This window comes from Accumulibacter sp., from assembly GCF_023806565.1.
GTDB lineage: Bacteria > Pseudomonadota > Gammaproteobacteria > Burkholderiales > Rhodocyclaceae > Accumulibacter.
This window is the reverse complement of record NZ_JAMTDV010000084.1, coordinates 1-18733: the sequence shown is the minus strand read 5'-3', so window position 1 is coordinate 18733 and position 18733 is coordinate 1. Positions and strand designations below refer to the sequence as shown.

Annotated in this window: 17 protein-coding genes and 1 pseudogene; 12 read left to right on the top strand and 6 right to left on the bottom strand. The window is 66.4% G+C overall.

What is annotated here, in order from left to right; all coding sequences use genetic code 11:
- The 4 genes and pseudogenes from NFV80_RS09485 to thpR all read right to left on the bottom strand — a co-directional run.
- Positions 1-310, bottom strand: a pseudogene (locus NFV80_RS09485) (hypothetical protein); the annotation flags it as partial.
- 64 nt (positions 311-374) lie between these two features.
- The gene (locus tag NFV80_RS09480; protein WP_295328955.1) at positions 375-1589 is read right to left on the bottom strand and encodes an MFS transporter; all 1215 of its coding nucleotides are present in this window, start codon (positions 1587-1589) and stop codon (positions 375-377) included.
- Complete coding sequence (locus NFV80_RS09475; RefSeq protein WP_295328953.1) at positions 1586-2539, bottom strand: DMT family transporter; 954 nt, start codon at positions 2537-2539, stop codon at positions 1586-1588. Before NFV80_RS09475 ends, NFV80_RS09480 begins: the two co-directional genes overlap by 4 nt.
- A gap of 46 nt (positions 2540-2585) precedes the next feature.
- Positions 2586-3212 (bottom strand): RNA 2',3'-cyclic phosphodiesterase, encoded by a 627-nt coding sequence (gene thpR / locus NFV80_RS09470; RefSeq protein ID WP_295328951.1) that lies wholly within the window; start codon positions 3210-3212, stop codon positions 2586-2588.
- A 139-nt stretch (positions 3213-3351) separates the two neighbouring features.
- Here thpR and NFV80_RS09465 point away from each other — a divergent pair, with 139 nt between their 5' ends.
- The 3 genes from NFV80_RS09465 to NFV80_RS09455 are packed head-to-tail and all read left to right on the top strand — an operon-like array spanning position 3352 to position 5286.
- Positions 3352-4116, top strand: coding sequence for an energy transducer TonB (locus NFV80_RS09465; RefSeq protein WP_295328949.1), 765 nt, complete (start codon positions 3352-3354; stop codon positions 4114-4116).
- Positions 4117-4129: 13 nt separating this feature from the next.
- Positions 4130-4864, top strand: a complete 735-nt coding sequence (locus NFV80_RS09460) for a MotA/TolQ/ExbB proton channel family protein (protein WP_295328947.1) — start codon at positions 4130-4132, stop codon at positions 4862-4864.
- A gap of 11 nt (positions 4865-4875) precedes the next feature.
- A complete protein-coding gene (locus NFV80_RS09455; RefSeq protein ID WP_295328945.1) occupies positions 4876-5286 on the top strand; it encodes a biopolymer transporter ExbD in 411 nt (136 codons plus the stop codon).
- A 73-nt stretch (positions 5287-5359) separates the two neighbouring features.
- Here the strand turns inward: NFV80_RS09455 and NFV80_RS09450 are convergent, their stop codons facing one another.
- Positions 5360-5824, bottom strand: coding sequence for a hypothetical protein (locus NFV80_RS09450; RefSeq protein WP_295328943.1), 465 nt, complete (start codon positions 5822-5824; stop codon positions 5360-5362).
- 311 nt (positions 5825-6135) lie between these two features.
- Between NFV80_RS09450 and NFV80_RS09445 the strand changes: the two genes are divergently transcribed.
- The 5 genes from NFV80_RS09445 (at position 6136) to trxC (ending at position 9760) form a co-directional block, all read left to right on the top strand.
- Positions 6136-7299, top strand: a complete 1164-nt coding sequence (locus NFV80_RS09445) for a cytochrome D1 domain-containing protein (protein WP_295328941.1) — start codon at positions 6136-6138, stop codon at positions 7297-7299.
- The gene (locus NFV80_RS09440) at positions 7299-8285 is read left to right on the top strand and encodes an AsnC family transcriptional regulator (protein WP_295328939.1); all 987 of its coding nucleotides are present in this window, start codon (positions 7299-7301) and stop codon (positions 8283-8285) included. The genes NFV80_RS09445 and NFV80_RS09440 overlap by 1 nt, the downstream gene beginning before the upstream one ends.
- Positions 8278-8772, top strand: a complete 495-nt coding sequence (locus NFV80_RS09435; protein ID WP_295328937.1) for an AsnC family transcriptional regulator — start codon at positions 8278-8280, stop codon at positions 8770-8772. Before NFV80_RS09440 ends, NFV80_RS09435 begins: the two co-directional genes overlap by 8 nt.
- The gene (locus tag NFV80_RS09430; protein WP_295328935.1) at positions 8769-9254 is read left to right on the top strand and encodes an AsnC family transcriptional regulator; all 486 of its coding nucleotides are present in this window, start codon (positions 8769-8771) and stop codon (positions 9252-9254) included. Before NFV80_RS09435 ends, NFV80_RS09430 begins: the two co-directional genes overlap by 4 nt.
- Positions 9255-9325: 71 nt before the next feature.
- Complete coding sequence (gene trxC / locus NFV80_RS09425) at positions 9326-9760, top strand: thioredoxin TrxC (protein ID WP_295328933.1); 435 nt, start codon at positions 9326-9328, stop codon at positions 9758-9760.
- A 37-nt stretch (positions 9761-9797) separates the two neighbouring features.
- Here trxC and NFV80_RS09420 read toward each other — a convergent pair whose 3' ends face one another.
- Complete coding sequence (locus tag NFV80_RS09420; RefSeq protein ID WP_295328931.1) at positions 9798-11033, bottom strand: RtcB family protein; 1236 nt, start codon at positions 11031-11033, stop codon at positions 9798-9800.
- A 678-nt stretch (positions 11034-11711) separates the two neighbouring features.
- Between NFV80_RS09420 and NFV80_RS09415 the strand changes: the two genes are divergently transcribed.
- From NFV80_RS09415 to NFV80_RS09400, 4 genes are all read left to right on the top strand, one after another.
- Positions 11712-13352, top strand: coding sequence for an ATP-binding protein (locus tag NFV80_RS09415; protein ID WP_295328928.1), 1641 nt, complete (start codon positions 11712-11714; stop codon positions 13350-13352).
- A gap of 184 nt (positions 13353-13536) precedes the next feature.
- A complete protein-coding gene (locus NFV80_RS09410) occupies positions 13537-14001 on the top strand; it encodes a response regulator (RefSeq protein ID WP_295328926.1) in 465 nt (154 codons plus the stop codon).
- A gap of 68 nt (positions 14002-14069) precedes the next feature.
- Positions 14070-15386, top strand: coding sequence for a diguanylate cyclase (locus NFV80_RS09405; protein WP_295328923.1), 1317 nt, complete (start codon positions 14070-14072; stop codon positions 15384-15386).
- A gap of 1 nt (position 15387) precedes the next feature.
- On the top strand, positions 15388-18453 hold the full coding sequence (locus NFV80_RS09400; protein ID WP_295328920.1) for an EAL domain-containing protein: 3066 nt from the start codon (positions 15388-15390) through the stop codon (positions 18451-18453).
- The last annotated feature ends 280 nt before the right edge of the window (positions 18454-18733 follow it).

Sequence of the window (18733 nt, the reverse complement as noted above, 5' to 3'; positions counted from 1 at the left end):
CCTCGAGAAAATCGAGGGCGTGTGAGAGATTCTTCGCTTCCGCTTGGTCTTTAAGGGGACGGCCCGTAATCGTGAGCCCGTACTCAACCACTTGCCGCGTCTCGCCGACAGTGAGGAGGTTTCCCTCAATGGCGTTGGAATGGTAGATGTTCTTGACGCGGAAGTATTTTCTAAGCGTGTGCAGTACCTCCGGCGTCAATCTCCCACTTGAACGGAGCTCCTGGACGGCGTATTGCAATTCCTCAATGGGTTCGTCCAAGGCGCCCGCATAGGCAAACGGGGTCGAAGGTATGTCTGTCAGGCTATTCATGGTTCATGACCCCAAGTGTGACTGGTGAGTGCGGATGCCGCACAGGCAAGGGGAGGTTGGCCGCTCAAACCATCGCCCCCCGTCCCGCTCCACCCACCCGCAGCGCGGTGAGGATGGCCAGTCCCTGCAGCAAGGCGATGCCGACCAGCACGGCGCGGAAGCGGCCGCCGTCCATGAGTACGCCGAAGGCGAGCGGGGCGAGCGCGAGGCCGGCGTCGAGGCCGGAATAGACGAAGCCGTAAACGCGACCATAGGCCGCCTGGCCGAAGCGCGAGGTGGCGGCGCCGCGCACCAGCAGGTCGCGTGAGGGGCCGGCGAGGCCGGTGCAGTAGCCGATTCCCGCCATCAGCGGCAGAATCGCCCAGGCCGGCAGCGGCAGCGTCGCGAGCGCCACGGCGAGCAGCGCGGCGGTGCCGATGGCGGCCGCGATGAGGCGTTCGTGCTGGCCTTTCTGCGCCAGGAAACCGCCGGTCAGGATGCCGCCGGCGCCGCCGGCGAGATAGGCGGAAAGGGCAGTCGCCCCGGCCGCCAGCGACAGCCCGTAGAGCTGCTGCAGGATCGGCGTCGCAAAGTTCTGGATCGCGCCGAAAGCCGTCGTGATCAGGAAAAAGAAGGTGAAACACAGCCACACCGCCGGGGCGCGCAGGAAAGCGAAGGGCGAGATCGGCTGGCCGGGCTGCCCGGCCGCTGCGGTGTGCAGGTTGCCCGGCGGGTCGGCGAGGGTACGCCGCCGCCAGAGCAGCAGCGCCAGCGCGAGCAGGGCGACGCCGGCGGCGCCCAGGGCGGCGGCCCGCCAGCCGGCGGTGGCGGCGATCGCCGTCAGGAATACCGGCGCCAGCGCCCAGCCGAGGTTGCCCGAGAGGCCGTGGATCGAAAAGGCGTGCCCCAGCCTAGCTTGCGAAACGTGGCGGTTGAGAACGGTGAAATCGGCCGGGTGGAAGACGCTGTTGCCGAGCCCGGCGAGCGCGGCGACGACGCTCACTCCAAGGTAGCCATCCGCCAGCGAGAGCAGCAGGGCGGCGAGGAGAAAGCAGCCGATCCCGGCGCCGAGCACCCTGGCGGCACCGTAGCGATCGACGAGGAAACCGGCCAGCGCCTGGCCGATCGCCGAGACGACGAAAAAGATCGTCATCGTTGCCCCGATGCCGGTGAAGCTCAGCGCGAAATCCTTCATCAGCCACGGGAAGAGCGGCGGCAGCAGGAGATGGAAGAAATGCGAAACGCCATGCGCGAAGCCGACCAGCGAGATCGTTTCGAGGTCGTGGCGAGGGGCCGTCACGGCGCGTTCCCCGGGCAGGGGTGACGGTCTCGGCAGGCCGGCCCGCTTGCCGCAGGCAGCCGGGCCACCGGTCCGCGCAGGGCCAGCGCCTCGTTCGCCACCAGCGCGCCGAGCACCAGGGCGCCACCGACGAGCGTACTGGCGGTGGGCCGTTCGCCGGCGCCGAGCCACGCCCAGGTGACGCCGAAGACGACTTCGAGCAGGCCAAGCAGCGCGATTTCGGGCGCCGGCAGCTCGCGCGAGAGGCGCACCAGCAGCAGGCAGGGAATCGCCAGTTGCACGACGCCGAGCAGCGCCAGCAGGCCGAGATCGTGACGCGACGCCTGCAGGGGAAGGGCCAGCGGCAGGGTGACCGCGGCCGACAGCACGGCGCCGATCAGCACCGCCGGCAACATGTCCTGGCCGACAGCCGCCTGGTCTTCCGCCTGGCGCTCGGCGGCGTGCTGCAGCGTCGTGAAGTTGAGCGCCGCCGCCAGCGGAACGGCCAGCGCCACCAGCGTTCCGGCCAGCGAGGCGCCGCTGCCCGCTTCCTGCCCGAACATCCAGGCGATGCCGGCGCCGGCCACGGCGATCGCCAGCCAGGTTCGTGCCGGCAGCCGATGGCGCAGGAAAACGCGGGTGAACAGGGCGGTGATCAGCGGGCCGATGGCCATCGTCACGAGCACGTTGGCGACCGTGGTCAGCGTGATCGCCACCATGAAGGCGGTGAACATCACGGCCCAGCAAACCCCGGAAAACCATACCGGCCACGCCGCCTGCGCCAGCCCGCGCCAGAGACCCCGCCCGCGCAGGAAGGAAAGTCCGAAGGCCAGCGCCAGCGCGTTGAACAGGCTGCGCCAGAAGGTGACCTCGAAGCTGCCGGTGCGGTCGAGATAACGCGAGACCACTCCGGCGAGGCTCCAGAGCAGCGTCACGAGGATCATCAGGGCAACCGCGCGGCGGTGCGACATGTCGGCACTCTCTGCCGCGAAAGCAAAGCGGCGTCAAAAAAGGCTGTCATTGTGCCGGATTTTTCCGACCTTGCAGCGAGTGCGTGTCGCCGCCGCCGTAGCGCTGCCGGATCGTGTAGCCGCCGCCGTGGCCCAGCACCGATTCGACCAGCGCGTAAGCATCGACACGCCAGCGCAGATCGGGCGCGACGGCGGGCGGAACGGCGCCAGCCGCGCGCCGGGCCAGCGTCAGGTGCGGGCGGAAACGTCGTGCCTCGACCGGCAGTCCGAGCGCGCGCAGCGCCCGGGCGAGGTCGGCATGGAGTTGCGCCAGTCCGTCGGGAATCTGCGTCGCCTGCAGCACGGCGATGCCGCGCGGCCAGATCGCGGCCTGCGTCGGGCGCAGTTCGCAGGGGCGGATCGGCACCTGCAGCCCGGCGCCGATTTCCGGCACATGCGCAGCGGGAACCGCACCAATGAAATGCAGGGTCAGGTGCATCCGGTCCGCCTGGACCGGCGTCGATCCTTTCGGCCAGGTCCATTGCCGGAAGTACTCGCGCAAACGGTCGCTTTCCTCAGGCGCCGGCCAGAGAGCGAGGAACAGGCGGGCCAGCGACGCGGAATCGGTCTTCGCTGCGCTGGCCGCCGGGCTCGAGCTTTCCGTGCCGGCTGGCGGCGGCTGCAATTCGGTCATGGCCACTCCTTTGCATCGACGGTCATTGGCGATCGCCGGGCAGATTGTCGCACCTGCGGCACGGCACCACGATCGTGTTTCGCTGGGGGCGGCGATCCGCCGCACCCCGCAACTGCCCGCGGCGGCATAGAATGACGCCTTGTCTACTGCAGCCTACGCCGTGACCGACTTGAGCGAAATGGCCGGCCGGCTCCACTGTGGGGCCGGCGCTGCCTATTACGACTTCCCGCAAGCCGCGGGACGACCATTCTGGCAGGGGAGCCTGTTCGTGCTGGCAGTCGCCGGCCTGCATCTGCTCGGGCTGCTGCTGGCCTTCGGCGTGGTCGTCGAGCAGGTCCCTCCAGACGCGCTGCCCGCACTGACCGTGCGCGTGGTCGAACCGTCTCCGGCTGCGCCGAGCAGGGCAACGGCGGGCAAGGCGGAAGCGGTGCGAAGCGTCGAATCGGTGCGCCGGGTCGAGAGGGCGAAACCCCAGCCGCTGGCAGCGACGCAGACCGCATCGTCGTCGCTGCCAGCGCCCGCGAACGCGCCGGCGGTCGCTGCTGCGGCGACTCCGCCGGCAGCCGGCGTGCCGGCCGAATCGTCAGCGACATCGACGGCCTCGGCGTCAGCGCCGGCGCTGGTCGGCGCGCGCTTCGACGCCGATTATCTGCACAATCCGCGGCCGGCGTATCCGGTTTCGTCGCGGCGCCTCGGTGAGGAAGGGCGAGTCGTGCTGCGCGTCCGGGTGAGCGCGCAGGGCCTGCCGCTGGCGGTCGAGGTGAAACAGTCGAGCGGCTCACCGCGTCTCGACGAGGCGGCACGGGCGGCGGTCGAACGCTGGCGCTTCGTTCCGGCCCGGTTGGGTTCGGAGGCGGTCGAGTCGTCGGTGCTGATACCGCTGCACTTTGCGCTCGACAGTTGAACGGGAAGGCGGGATGAGGATCGAGATGGGGTTGGCCCACTTCTGGGCACAGGGTGATCTGGTGACGCAGGCGGTTGCCGTCTTGCTCGTTCTGTTGTCGGTGGCGAGCTGGTGCGTGATCGCGCTGAAGGCACACGGCGTCTGGCAGGCGCGACAATGTCATGGACGCGCGCTGGCCGCGTTCTGGGGAGCGCCGAGTCTGCCGGCGGCGATCGAGGCGATCCGCCACGCAGACCGCACCGGCGTCCTGGCCAGCCTGGCCATTGCCGGCGCCAACGCCGCCGAGCTGCATCGCCAGCACTCCGAGCGCGGCATCGGTGCGGGCGTCAGTGTCAGCGATTTCGTCACGCGCTCCCTGCGCAGTCAGATCGTCGAGGCGCAGGCGAGCATCGAATCCGGGCTCACCTTTCTCGCTTCGGTGGGATCGACGGCGCCATTCATCGGCCTCTTCGGCACCGTCTGGGGAATCTATCATGCGCTGGTCGGCCTCTCGGGAGCGACGCAGGTGGTGCTCGACAAGGTCGCCGGACCGGTCGGCGAGGCGCTGATCATGACCGCCGCCGGCCTCTTCGTCGCGATTCCGGCGGTGCTCGCATACAACGCCTGCACGCGCGGCAACCGGTTGACGCTGGCCCGACTCGACGGTTTCGCGCATGACCTGCATGCCTATCTGACGACCGGGATGCGCGGCCGGCCGGGCGACAGGCTGGTCGACCTCGGCGCCGTGCGCGCCGGTCGCGGCGGCTGAAGGAGAGAGCGATGGCTTTCGGTGCATTCGACAACGCGGGTGCCGGGCAGCCGATGGCGGAGATCAACACGACGCCGCTGGTCGACGTGATGTTGGTGTTGCTGGTGATCTTCATCATCACCGCGCCGCTGTTCCATCAGGCGGTTCCGGTCGACCTGCCGCGGGTCGATGCCAACCGCCTCGACGACCGGCCGCAGGTCGTCTCGGTGGCGATCGACGCTTCGGGCGCGATTTTCGTGGACGGTCTGGCAAGCGAGCGCAGCGAGCTGCCGGCCCGCCTCGCTGCCGTTGCCGGCGGCCAGCCCGAGCTGCACCTGCGCGCCGATCGCGGCACGCGCTACGAACGCGTCACCGAGGTGCTCGCCGAAGCCCAGCGCGCCGGCCTGGTGAGAATCGCCTTCGAGACCGCGCCGCCGCCGTAACCCTTGCCGGATTCGATCAGCGCCGGCCGGGCGGACGCTCGGGCAGCGACGGCAGCTTTCCTGTCGAGGCGCTTCAGTGGCCGGCGACGAAGCGGAACGGCACGGCGACGAGCGATTTGCCGCTGTCGACCAGCAGCGTTGCGTCCCACGCCATCTCGCCGGTGATGCACACGGGCAGGCTGGTCTGCCCGGCAAACTGCCTGCCGTCGTCCTGGCGGACGAGCTGCGGGCGGTTGTAGCCCATCCTCATGTCGCTGCCAGTGAAGTCGACTTCGACCCGGCTCGCGATCGTGCCGCGGAAGGTCGCGCGCAGTTGCAGCGGCTTGAGCACGGGAATCGGGCGCGGCTCGATCGAGAACTCGACCTGACCGCCGTCGGGCAGTGTCGCCACGCAGGCCTGCCGTCCGATGTCGCAGCCGGAGAGCGGCAGGGTGATGTCGGATTTCGGAGCGAACATCGGCGCCAGTCGGTAGCCGACGACGCCAAGGAGGACGAGTCCGAGCAGGAGGGTTGCGTCGAGCAGCAGGTTTCTGGACATCGGCGGCGGCGGAGAGCAGGGTGGGCGGCGCCGCCACGATCGGTCATTCCGGCGGCGCACGGCGACATTATCCGACAGGGCCGCGGTGCACGGCGAGTGACCTGTTGTCGCACCGGCGTTCGGTCGCGAGGCGGTTGCGTGCGGTCTCCCTGCAGCTGCCTGCTTCCGGCCGGCCGGTGCGACAAGAGCGATTCCGCAGCGGTGTCGCGCGCAGCGCGCTTGCCGCCGACCGACGACATTTCCGATAATGACAGCTGCCCTCGTCAAGCGATCGGATCCCGGCGCCCGCGGCGCCCTTCGAGTATAGGACCATGTACAGACTGCTGACTCTCGTTTCGATCTTCCTGCTCGCCGGCTGCGCCGCGCCGGCGCTGCGTGGCACCGGCGATCTCGGTGTCGTCGTCGAGCGCGCAAACGGACAGGTGACGCTGGTCGATACCAGCAAGCGCGCAGCGTATGCGAGCGTCGCCGGGCTCGGGGATCTGTCGCACGCCTCGCTGGTGTTTTCGCGCGACGGTCGCTACGCCTACGTTTTCGGTCGCGATGGCGGACTGACCAAGGTCGATCTGCTCGAGCAGAGAATCGTCAAGCGAGTGCTGCAATCGGGAAATGCCATCGGCGGCGCGATCTCGCAGGACGGGCGCATCGTCGTCGCGCAGAATTACTCGCCGGGCGGGATCAAGGCGTTCGACGCGGAAACACTCGAACTGCTGTCCGAGGTGCCGGCCGAATACTCTCCCGGCAGCTTCTCCAAGGTCGTCGGCCTTGCCGACCTTCCCGGCCAGCGCTTTGCCTACGCGCTGTTCGACGGTGGCGAGATCTGGCTGAGCGACTTTTCCGATCCCCGGCATCCGCGGACGGAGCGTTTTCCGGCCGGACAGCAGCCGTACGACGGATTGGTGACGCCGGACGGCCGCTATTACCTTGCCGGCCTTTTCGGCGAGGACGGCGTCGTGCTGCTCGATACCTGGCAAACGGGGCAGGGAACGCGGCGCATCCTCGACAACTACGGGCGCGGGCAGGAGAAGCTGCCGGTGTTCAAGATGCCGCATCTGCGCGGCTGGGCGATGGCGCAGGGTCGGGCTTACCTGCCGGCAGTCGGACGTCACGAAGTGCTGGTGGTGGCCGCCGACGGCTGGCACGAAGTCGGCCGCATCCCGGTCCGGGGACAGCCGGTCTTCGTCATGGCGCGGCCGGACGGTCGGCAGGTATGGGTCAATTACGCTTTTCCCGACAACGGTTGGGTCGAGGTCATCGACACGCTGAGCGGCCAGGTGGTGCACACGCTGGCGCCCGGCAGGGCGGTTCTGCACATGGAATTCACGCCGCGCGGCGAACAGGTGTGGATTTCGGCGCGCGACGACAACCGGGTCCTGATCTACGACACGGCCAGCTTCGCGAAGGTCGGCGAAATTGCCGTGCAGGCACCGAGCGGCATCTTCTTCACCAGCCGCGCCCACCGGACGGGCTTTTGATGGCATTGCCGGCCGCGGCGCTCGACTTCCGCCTGCTCAACGAATTCCAGCACGACTTTCCTCTGTGTTCGGCACCGTTTGCCGAGTTGGCGTCGTCCCTCGGTGTCGCCGAAGCGGAGGTCCTGAAGAGTCTCGAAGCGCTGCGCCGCGAAGGCAAGATTGCGCGCGTCGGGGCCGTTTTCGCTCCCAGGCGGATCGGTGCCAGCACTCTGGCAGCGATGGCGGTGCCGGCGGCGAGGCTGGCCGCGGTGGCGGACGTGATCAGCCGCTTTCCCGAGGTCAACCACAACTACGAACGCGAGCACCACTACAACCTCTGGTTCGTCGTGACTGCCGGTTCCGAGGGGCAGTTGCAGGCGGTCCTTGGCGCCATCGAACGGGCGACGGGCTGCCCCTTGTTGAAGCTGCCGCTGCTCGAGGAATACCACATCGACCTTGGTTTTGCCCTCGGCGGCCAGGGCGGGAAGCCCTCGGCGGCGCAAGTACGGCGCCGGATTCTGATGCCGCCGACCACGCTGGACGCGGTCGAACGTCGGCTGGTGATCGCCCTGCAGGAGGGCCTGCCGCTGTTCGTCCGTCCTTTCGCCCTGCTCGCCAGTCGCGTCGGTTGCGACGAGGGCGAGGTGCTCGAACGAATCCGTCGCTGGTGCAGCGAGGGCATCATCAAGCGCTTCGGAGTGATCGTCCGGCATCACGAGCTCGGGTACACGGCGAACGCCATGCTGGTGCACGACATCCCCGACGCGGCGGTCGGGGAAATCGGCGAGCGCATGGCGCGCGAAGCCGGCGTGACGCTGTGCTACCGGCGTCCGCGTGTCCTGCCGGGCTGGCCGTACAACCTGTTCTGCATGATCCACGGGCAGGTACGGGCGGAAGTGGAAGCGACGATCGCCGAGCTGCGCGCGCGCCTGCAACTCAGCGACTACGCGCACGCCGTGCTCTTCTCGCTGACCCGCTTCAAGCAGGGCGGTGCCCGCTATGCCTGAGCGGACGAACCTCGACGGCATCGATCGCGCGATCGTCGATCGCCTGCAGGGCGGTTTTCCGATCTGCGAGCGCCCCTACGCCGCGGTTGCCGAGACGCTCGGTATCGGCGAGACGGAACTGCTCGAACGCCTGCAGCGCCTGCTCGATGAGCGTGTGCTGACCCGTTTCGGTCCAATGTTTCAGGTCGAGCGCATGGGCGGCGCGTTCGTTCTGGCGGCGATGCGCGTGCCTGCAGCGGATTGGTCGCGGGTGCTCGCGATCGTCAATGGCTTCCCCGAGGTGGCGCACAATTATCGCCGCGAAAGCGGCTGTGGTCGAACGTACGACGGCGGCGAGTTCAACCTGTGGTTCGTCCTGGCTACCGAGACCGCCGAAGCCATCGACCCGGTGGTCAGCAGGATCGAGGCCGCCAGCGGACTGGCCGTCTACCGTTTTCCGAAGTTGCGGGAGTACTTCGTCGAAATGAAGCTCGCGGTGCGCGCATGAGCGTCGCTCTAGACGCCGTCGATCGCGCGCTCGTCCTGGCTACCCAGAGCGGGCTGCCGCTGGTCGCTCGGCCCTATCATCGGCTCGCCGAAGAGCTGGGAATTGCCCCGGACGAGGTCATGGCGCGGCTCGCCCGCATGCTCGATAATGGCGTGATCCGGCGCATCGGTGCCGTCCCCAACCACTACGCCATCGGCTACACGGCGAACGGCATGAGCGTCTGGGATGTCCCGGACGAACGGATCGATGAACTCGGGCTGCGGGTCGGTGCGCTCGATTTCGTGACCCACTGCTACCACCGCCCACGCTCGCTCCCCGTCTGGCCGTACAACCTGTTTGCCATGGTGCACGGAGCTTCGCGCGGCGAAGTGCTGGCCAAGGTGGCGACCATCGCAGAAATCGTCGGGGCCGACTGCCGCTCGCACGACGTGCTGTTCTCGACCGGAATCCTCAAGAAGACCGGTCTGCGCATCGGCGCCTGAACGGACGGCTTGAAGCGGGCCGCGATGCCCCAATGTGGACGCCATCTGAACCTGGAATCGTGTCTACCGCCATGAACCCCCCGAAGATCGTCGTCTGTCCGCATTGCCATCGCCCGAACCGGGTTCCCGCAGATCGTCTCGGCGGGCATGGGCACTGCGGCCATTGCCGCGCCGAGCTGTTTGACGGCACACCGGCAATCCTCAACGCGGAAAACTTCGAGCGGCATCTGGCGCGATCCGATCTGCCGATCGTCGTCGATTTCTGGGCGCCGTGGTGCGCACCCTGCCGGGCGATGGCTCCGGCATTCGCGGCGGCAGCGCGGCAACTCGAACCGGATTTTCGTCTGGCCAAGGTCGATACCGAAGAGGAGCAGGCGCTGGCGGCGCGCCATGCGATCCGGTCGATCCCCACACTGGTGATCTATCGCAATGGGCACGAGGTGGCGCGACAGAGCGGTGCGCTGGATACGTCGGGCATCGTCCGCTGGGTTCGCGCGACCGGGTGAGGGCCGGCGCGCTGCGCCGCTCGCGCGTCGGGTGTCGTCAGCCCTTGACACAGACCACCTGGCGCAGGGTGTGCACCACTTCGACCAGCGAGCGCTGGGCGTGCATCACGGCGTCGATGTCCTTGTAGGCCATCGGGATCTCGTCGATCACTTCCTTGTCCTTGCGGCACTCGACGTGCGCCGTGGCGCGCTCCTGATCGGCCACCGTGAATCGCCGCCGTGCTTCGTTGCGGCTCATCACCCGCCCGGCACCATGGCTGCACGAGCAGAACGAATCTTCGTTGCCGAGGCCGCGCACGATATAGCTGCGGGCTCCCATCGATCCCGGGATGATGCCGAGTTCGCCGGCGCGCGCCGAAACCGCACCCTTGCGGGTGACATAGACGTCGCAGCCGAAGTGCGTTTCCTTCTGCACGTAATTGTGGTGGCAGTCCACCGCTTCCAGGTCGACCGCAAAAGGTCGGCCGATCACGCGGCGGGTGGCGGCGATCAGGTGGGTGAGCATCACCCGGCGGTTGCGGTACGCGTACTCCTGTGCCCAGCCGACGGCATCGAGGTAGTCGTCGAAATGCGGGCTGCCTTCGCTGAGGTAGGCGAGATCGCGATCGGGCAATGCAGCAAGGTGTTGCCGCATGTCGGCCTGTGCGAGCTGGATGAAGGTGTTGCCGATGGCGTTGCCGACACCGCGCGATCCCGAGTGCAGCATCAGCCAGACCTGCTCGGCCTCGTCGAGGCAGACCTCGATGAAATGGTTGCCGGTGCCCAGCGTGCCGAGATGGATCTGGTGATTGGTGTTCGCGAGGTGCGGGTACTTCTCGATGATGCGCCGGAATCCCGGCAGCAGCGCGGCCCATTCGGCGTTCACCAGATCGGGCGGATTCTGCCAGCTTCCCTCGTCACGACCGCCACGGCCGACGGTGCGGCCGTGGGGCACCGCCTGTTCGATGGCGCTGCGCAAGCGGTGCAGACTGTCGGGCAGGTCCGACGCGCGCAGCGTCGTGCGCGTCGCGACCATGCCGCAGCCGATGTCCACGCCTACCGTCGCAGGAATGATCGCGCCGCGTGTTGGGATCACACTGCCGATCGTCGAACCCTTGCCGAGGTGAACGTCCGGCATCACGGCCAGGTGGCGGAAGATGAAAGGCATGCGGGCGGTGTTGATCAGTTGCTGCCTCGCCTCTTCCTCGACCGGCACGCCTTCGGTCCACATCTTGATCGGCTTGCCGCCGGCAACTTCGATCACTGCGCCTGCTTCGTCATCCCTGCGTGCCATCGATTTGTCCTGATCGGTTTTTCCGGTCCCCGTGTGCGAGAGGCGGGAGTTTCGCGAGTCGTGCTCGCGGATTTCATGCGGAATGGTACGGCAGCTCGGCCGTGCGCGCTCGCTCGCACAGAGGGTGTCGCGGCCAGTGCTACAAGGAAGCGTTCGGCGAGCGGCGTTGCCCTGCGGGTGAGGTCCAGCCGCCCAAGCAACAGGAGCGCGGGAACGTGGGCACGGTGTGTCTGCTCCGGCGTCGGCCAGCGATGTGTTCGCCATCGGGTTCGCATTCTGGCAGACTACGTACTGGCGACGGGTGCAGCGATCCGTCTGCCGGCAAGACCGGGGCGATCCGGGTCGGCGCGACGCTCGTGAAGCCCGCCCAAGTGCCTGTCTTAACAGGGAGACTGCTATTCTGCGCAGGAATGGTCGTGTTCCGGGAAGCGATCTGGCAACGCCGTCCGGGCGCCGGCGGGTACCGCTCGCCTTCGGCTTGGGGCGGCAGGCGGCAGTTGGCGGCCGCGACGTGTTGGGCGATGCCGGGCCTGCCGGCTTTCCGGCGGTGATCGGAAAAGGTGCGCAAGCGGGCGGGACTCCGAGTGGCGAAGAGCGCTGCCCAGGTCCGCGCGCGGGCAGCGGGCACGCCGACTCCACGGGCGCGCCTCTGGCCTCTGGCGATGAGGGTCGGCGACGATGAACGGCGGCCGGATCGACGAGAGTGATCTGTTCTCGGCGCTGCTGCTCCCGGAAGCCACCGAGGTCGTCGCTGCGCCGCTGGGCAGGCCGTGGAAGGTGCTGCTGGTGGACGATGAGGAGGATGTCCATAATGTCCTCCATCTCGCCCTGCAGGACGTGGTGATCGAGGGCTGCACACTGCAGTTGCTGGATGCCCTGTCGGCTCGCGAGGCGAAGCTGCTGATCGCTGAGCACCCTGATATCGTCCTGATACTGCTCGACGTGGTGATGGAGTCCGATCAGGCCGGCCTCGAACTGGTGCGCTACGTGCGCGAGGAATTGGCCAACCACCGCGTGCAGATTGTGCTGATCACCGGGCAGCCGGGATACGCGCCGCAGCGCGAAGTGATCAGCGGCTACGCGGTCGACGGCTATCGGCTGAAATCCGAGCTCAACGCCAACCAGATCGTCGTGCAGGTCTACTCCGCGGTCCGCATCTATCGCCTGACGCGAGAGCAGGAGCTTCTGCAGCAGAGCCTGAAGGAGAAGGTGCAGGAACTTGACGATGCGCTGCGGGCACTGCGCGAGAGCGAAGCCAACCTGATCCGGGCGCAGGCGGTGGCGCACGTGGGGAGCTGGACCTACGACCTCGCCCGCGACGAGATGCGTCTGTCGGCGGAAGCGAGCCGCATCCTCGGCGTGGCGACGGGGACCGTGTGCCCGTGGCAGGCGTATCTGCAGTGGGTCTGTCCGGAAGACCGCGGTTCACTGCAACTGGCGTGGCGGTCGCTGCTCGACCACGGTGGTCCCTTCGAACACGAACACAAGATTGTCATCGGGAAGATGTTTCGTCACCTGCGCCAGCGGGCGGACCTCATCCGCGACCGGCACGGTCGCCCGGATCGTTGTGTCGGTACCACACAGGACATCACCGAACGCAAACAGGCGGAAGAGGAACTCAAACGCTCGAACGTCGAGCTGGAGCAATTCAGCTACGCGATCTCGCACGACCTGCGCCAGCCCTTGCGGATGATCGCCAGCTATCTGCAACTGCTGGGAATCCGCCTTGCCGGCCGACTCGACAGCGAGCAGCGCGAATTTTTCCAGTTCGCCATCGAGGGGGCGAAGCGACTCGACCGGATGCTGGTAGCACTGCTCGAGTACTCGCGCGTGGGTCGCATCGGTGAGCCGGCCAAGTGGCTGGAAAGTCGGGCGATCCTGGAGGAAGCGCTGCTTTTCCTGCAGCCGGCGATCGCCGAGGCGGAGGCTGCGATCCACGTCCGCGGCAAGTGGCCGCGCGTTTTCGTGAGCCCCGACGAGATTCTGCGTCTGCTCCAGAACCTGATCGGCAACGCCGCCAAGTTCCGCCGCGTCGGGCGCTCACCAGAAATCACCATCGAGAGCTCGGTATCCGGAGGAGACTGGTGTCTCTGCGTCGCCGACAACGGTGTCGGCATCCAGCCGGAACAGATCGGCCGGCTTTTTCACGTCTTTCAGCGCCTGCAGAGTCGCGCCACGTTCGAAGGCAGCGGCGTCGGCTTGGCGCTTTGCCGCAAGATCGCCGAGCACCATGGCGGACGAATCTGGGCCGAATCTGCCGGAGAGGACCTCGGCAGTCGATTCGTCGTCCTTCTTCCGCTGCGCCGGGAAGCGTCATGAAGCGGCCCGAAAATCGGTCCGCGCCGGGCCGCCGCTTGCGGGTGATTGCGCGGGTTCGTGCTGGCCTGTTGCGGCGACAGACCTACCTGCCTTCGCGCTGGGCGGCGAACGGCAGCGGGGGCCAGTGCGTTGTCAGACCCGTGACAAGAGACCGGGTATTGAGGAAGAATAGCGGAGACTTGACATGGGTGAGACAACAGGATGGACAATGGCGACACCGAACATGCTGATCCTGGTCGCAGAAGACGAGCCGGCCGACGTCCACCTGCTCAGACTCGCGCTGCGCGAGGTCGGCATCGCTGCCGAGTTGCAGCACGTGGTGGATGGTCGGGAAGCACTCGAATATCTGCGGCGCCAGGGCATGCGCTTCGCCGAGGCGACGCGTCCCGATCTCATTCTGCTCGATCTCAACATGCCGCGCATGGATGGCCGTGAAGTCCTCGCCGCGGTCAAGGGAGACGCGGCACTGTGCGACATTCCGGTGGTCGTGCTGAGCACCTCGGAAGTCGAACGCGATGTGCTTGCTGCCTACCGTCTCGGTGCAGCCGGCTACCTCTCGAAATCGCCAGACGTGACCGAGTTCATGAACGAGATTCGTCAACTGGGGGACCACTGGGCTTCGCTGGTGCGCCCGCCGCATCGGCTGTGAGGTAACCCGGGCCGCGGCGTGTGCCACCGACCAATCCTGCGCAGACGGGACGATAGGGAGAACGACTGATGAGCAATTCGGATCAACAGCGAATTTCGATACTGGTAATCGAAGATGACTCCGGCGATCTGGGACTGATCCGGGCCAATGTGCGCCTTGCGGGTCTCCGGGAAATCGGTGACCAGGATCCGGTCGTCTGGGCGCCGACTCTCGCGCAGGGTGTTGCCGCCGCCGCCGACAAGCCGGATGTCATTCTGCTCGACCTCTCGCTGCCGGATTCCGCCGGACTCCCGACGGTCGAGGCGATGCGCGCGGCGGCACCGGATGTGCCGATCATCGTGCTCACCGGCCAGGACGACTACCGGCTTGCGGAGGGGGCATTACAGGCCGGCGCTCAGGATTATCTGGTCAAGGGACAGTTTCAGCATGATGCGCTGGGACGGGCGATCCGGCACGCGCTGGTCCGCCAAAAACTGGAGTCGCGTCTCAGCCTGTTCGGGGCGGCACTCAACTCGGTTGCCAACGGCATCCTGATTACCGACATCGAGGCGAGGATCGAATGGGCCAATCCGGCGTTCACTCGCATGACCGGATACGCGCTGGCGGAAGTTATCGGGCGCCGGACCGGCGAGCTGCTCAACTCGGGAAAGCAGGATGTGCATTTCTATCAGCGCATGTGGGATACGATTCTGGCCGGCCGAGTGTGGAGGGGCGAACTGATCAACCGGCGCAAGGATGGCAGCCTGTTCGACGAGGCGCTGACGATTTCCCCGGTCACCGACGGCAATGGCAGGATTCGCCATTTCGTCGCAATCAAGCAGGATATTTCGGAACGCAAGGCGAGCGAAGCGCGCGTACAGCACCTTGCTCACCACGACCAGCTGACCGACCTGCCGAACCGCGCGCTGCTCACCGACCGCCTCTTTCAGGCGCTGGCGCAGGCGCGCCGCGACCGCCAGACGCTGGCGCTGATGTTTCTCGATCTCGACCGGCTCAAGCCGGTCAACGATACACTTGGCCACGATGTCGGCGATCTCCTGCTCAAGGAGGTCGCGCTGCGACTGCGGGCCTGCGTGCCGAGGGATTCGGATACCGTTTCTCGTCTCGGCGGCGACGAATTCGTCATCCTGCTGGCGCAAATCGAGCGGGCGGCCGATGCCGTGCTCGTGGCACGCAAGCTGCTGACCGCCCTCAGTCATCCGTTCGTCATCGGTCCTTATGACGTTAGGATTTCCGGCAGCATCGGTATTGCTGTCTATCCGCAGCATGGTGGGGACGTCAACGGGTTGCTGAAGAATGCCGATACGGCGATGTATTACGCCAAGCAGGCAGGACGCAACTGCTACCGGTTCTTCCGGGAAATCGCCGAGACGGCGGGGGCCTAGCGTGACCGCAACGGAAGCCGGTGACGGCCATGCAAGTAGCGTCAGCGTGGCGCATTCGTCCCTGTTCGCGGCCACCGACGATCAAGCGGTGTTCTCGGCTCCTTCGCTGGCCTATCTGAAATACACCGCCTGGTCGATTCTGCTCGCCGCGGCCGGTGTCCTGCTGACCATTCTGTTGATCATCCCGGATCAACCATGGCGAGCAGGCGGACCGGCAGTCATGCTGGTCATCGCCGCGCTGGCCTTGCACATGTTGTCGCTTGGCCGACTGCGCGCAGCGTTGACGCTCATCGTGTGGGGTAGCTGGCTGGCCGTCGCCGGGATTTCGCTGTTCTTTGGTGGCGTGCATGGACTGCTGACGATCACCTATCCGCTGCTGGTCATCACCGCCGGCTGGCTGTTCGGCACGCGCATGGCAGAGACGCTGGCCACCTGCAACGTAGCGCTGATTTGCGGCTTCGTGGCTGCCGACTGGCTGGGCTGGTTGCCGCAGCAGCCGCCGACTCCGGCCCTGATGTATGGCCTGGTGCAGGTCGCCTGCGTGATCATCGCCTTGTTCTTGATCACCTTTCTGGTGCGTGCACACCGCAGCCGGGTGGCTGAGGTGCGACGCCTCGGGGCCGATCTGGCGCAACGCACGGCCGAATTGCAGGCGAGCGAAGCGGACCTTCAGCGCGCGCAGGCGGTCGCCCGCGTCGGTAGCTGGGTGTACGATCCGGACAGCGGGAAAATCGCAATGTCCGATGAAACCTGCCGCATCTTCGGCGTTGCCAAGGGCACCAGCGGCAGCCTGGAGAACTTCCGGGAACTGGTCCACCCGGACGACCGCGGTATCCTGGATCGCGCCTCCGTGGCTGCACGTCGGGGCGAGCCCTTCGTCAGTGAGCTGCGCATCGTCACCGGCGGCGAGACACGCTGGGTGCTGCATCGGGCGGAGATCGAATTCGGCGACGACGGTCGACCCGTGCGCAGCGTCGGGACGACACAGGACATCACCGCACGCAAGGAGATGGAGGCGACCCTGCGCGAGCAGAAGGAATTCTTCCGGCTGATCTCCGAAAGCATTGGCGAACATATCGCGGTGCTCGACCTGCAGGGGCGGCGCATCTACAACAGTCCCTCGTATCGCCAGTTCTTCGGCGACGAGCGCGCGTTGCGCGGTACCAACTCCTTCGTCGACGTGCATCCGGACGACCGTGAGCGCGTGCAACAGGTATTCAGACAGACCGCCGAAACCGGCGTCGGCCAGGAAATCGAGTATCGCCTGGTCCGGCAGGATGGCGCGGTACGGCACATGGCATCGGCAGGAAAGGTGCTGCAGGACAAGGACGGGCGGGCGGTGCGCATCATCGTCGTGTCGCACGACATCACCGACCGCAAGCAGGCGGAGCAATGGGAACGCATCGCCGCCACGGCCTTCGAGTCGCAGCAGGGAATGTTCATTACCGACGCCGCCGGGGTGATCCTGCGGGTCAACCAGGCCTTCACCGAGATCACCGGTTACACGGCCGAGGAGTGCGTCGGCCAGACGCCGAGACTGCTGCAGTCGGGTCGTCATGATGCCGCTTTCTATGCGTCGATGCGCCAGACGCTGGCGCGCACCGGCTCCTGGCAGGGGGAGATCTGGAACCGCCGCAAGAACAACGAAATCTTTCCGGAATGGCTGACGATTTCAGCCGTCAGCGACGACGACGGGAGAGTCACCCACTACGTGTCGACGCTGACCGACATCACCATGCGCAAGGCCGCGCAGGAGGAGATTCGCCACCTGGCGTTCTACGATGCGCTGACCGGCCTGCCGAACCGCCGCCTGTTGCAAGATCGCCTGCGCGTCGCAATGGCGGCCAGCGCCCGCGACGGTCGCCGGGGAGCGCTGCTGTTCATCGACCTCGACAACTTCAAGACGCTCAACGACACGCTGGGTCACGACATGGGCGATCTGCTCCTGAAAGAGGTTGCCAAACGCCTGCTCGGTAGCGTTCGCGAGTGCGATACGGTCGCCCGTCTCGGCGGCGACGAGTTCGTCGTCATGTTGCACGATCTCGGCGAACAGGCGCCCGAAGCCGCCGGCCAGAGCCGGATCGTCGGCGAAAAGATTCTTGGCGTTCTCAACCGACCCTACGACCTCAACGGTCTCGAGTACCACAACACGCCAAGTGTCGGCATCACCCTGTTTGGCGGGCATCAGGACGGTATCGACGAGTTGATGAAACGCGCCGATCTGGCGATGTACGAAGCGAAGGCCACCGGCCGCAATACCCTGCGCTTTTTCGATCCGCAAATGCAGGCGGTGGTCACGGCCCGCGCTGCGCTCGAGAAGGACCTGCGGGATGCTCTGCAGAGGGAGGAGTTCTTCCTCTGCTATCAGCCGCAGGTCGACATCTCTGGGCGTGTCCTCGGCGTCGAAGCGCTGGTGCGCTGGCAGCACCGGCAGCGTGGTCTGGTTTCCCCCGGTGACTTCGTTCCCTTGGCCGAGGAGAGCGGTTTGATTCTGCCGCTTGGGCTGTGGGTCCTGCAGACTGCCTGCGCGCAGGCGGCAGTGTGGGCCAGGCAGCCAGGCCGGGAGGAGTTCACGGTTTCGGTGAATGTCAGTGCCCGCCAGCTTCGTCAGCCGAACTTCGTCGAGCAGGTGCTGGGAGTGCTCGAGCGAACCGCAGCCAACCCGCGCAATCTCAAGCTCGAACTCACCGAAAGCATGTTGCTCGACAACATTCAGGAGATCATCGCGAAGATGACGGCGTTGAAGCAGCAGGGTGTCAGCTTCTCGCTCGACGACTTCGGCACCGGCTACTCGTCGCTGTCGTATCTGAAACGGTTGCCGCTGGACCAGTTGAAGATCGACCAGTCGTTCGTTCGTGACCTGCTTACCGATTCCAATGACGAAGTGATCGCCCGTACGATCGTCGCGCTGGCGAAAAGCCTGGGACTGTCGGTGATCGCCGAAGGCGTGGAAAGCGCGGAACAGCGCGACGCGCTGGCGGCGCAGGGTTGCCACGCCTACCAGGGCTATCTGTTCAGCCGGCCGCTGCGGCTTTCCGAGCTGGACGCCTTTCTCGCGCAGCATTGAGGTCGGCTGCCGGCCTCTCGTGGACCGTCAGTCACCGTTAGCTCAGAAGCTTGCCGAGCGCCGAAATCATCCTGGCGCGCGTGAACCGGTTGATGCACAGGCAAACGACATCAAGACCGCCCAGGAACTGGCTCGGCAACTCTAGGTGAGCAAGATGGGTGAACTGCATGTGAAGACATGGGATGTGGTCGATCACCTCAAGACTGATTACGACATGGTGCTTTATCTAGTGTGGTGTCTCTCTTTTTCCTTTACATCATGACCGGTTTGTGTATCCTTC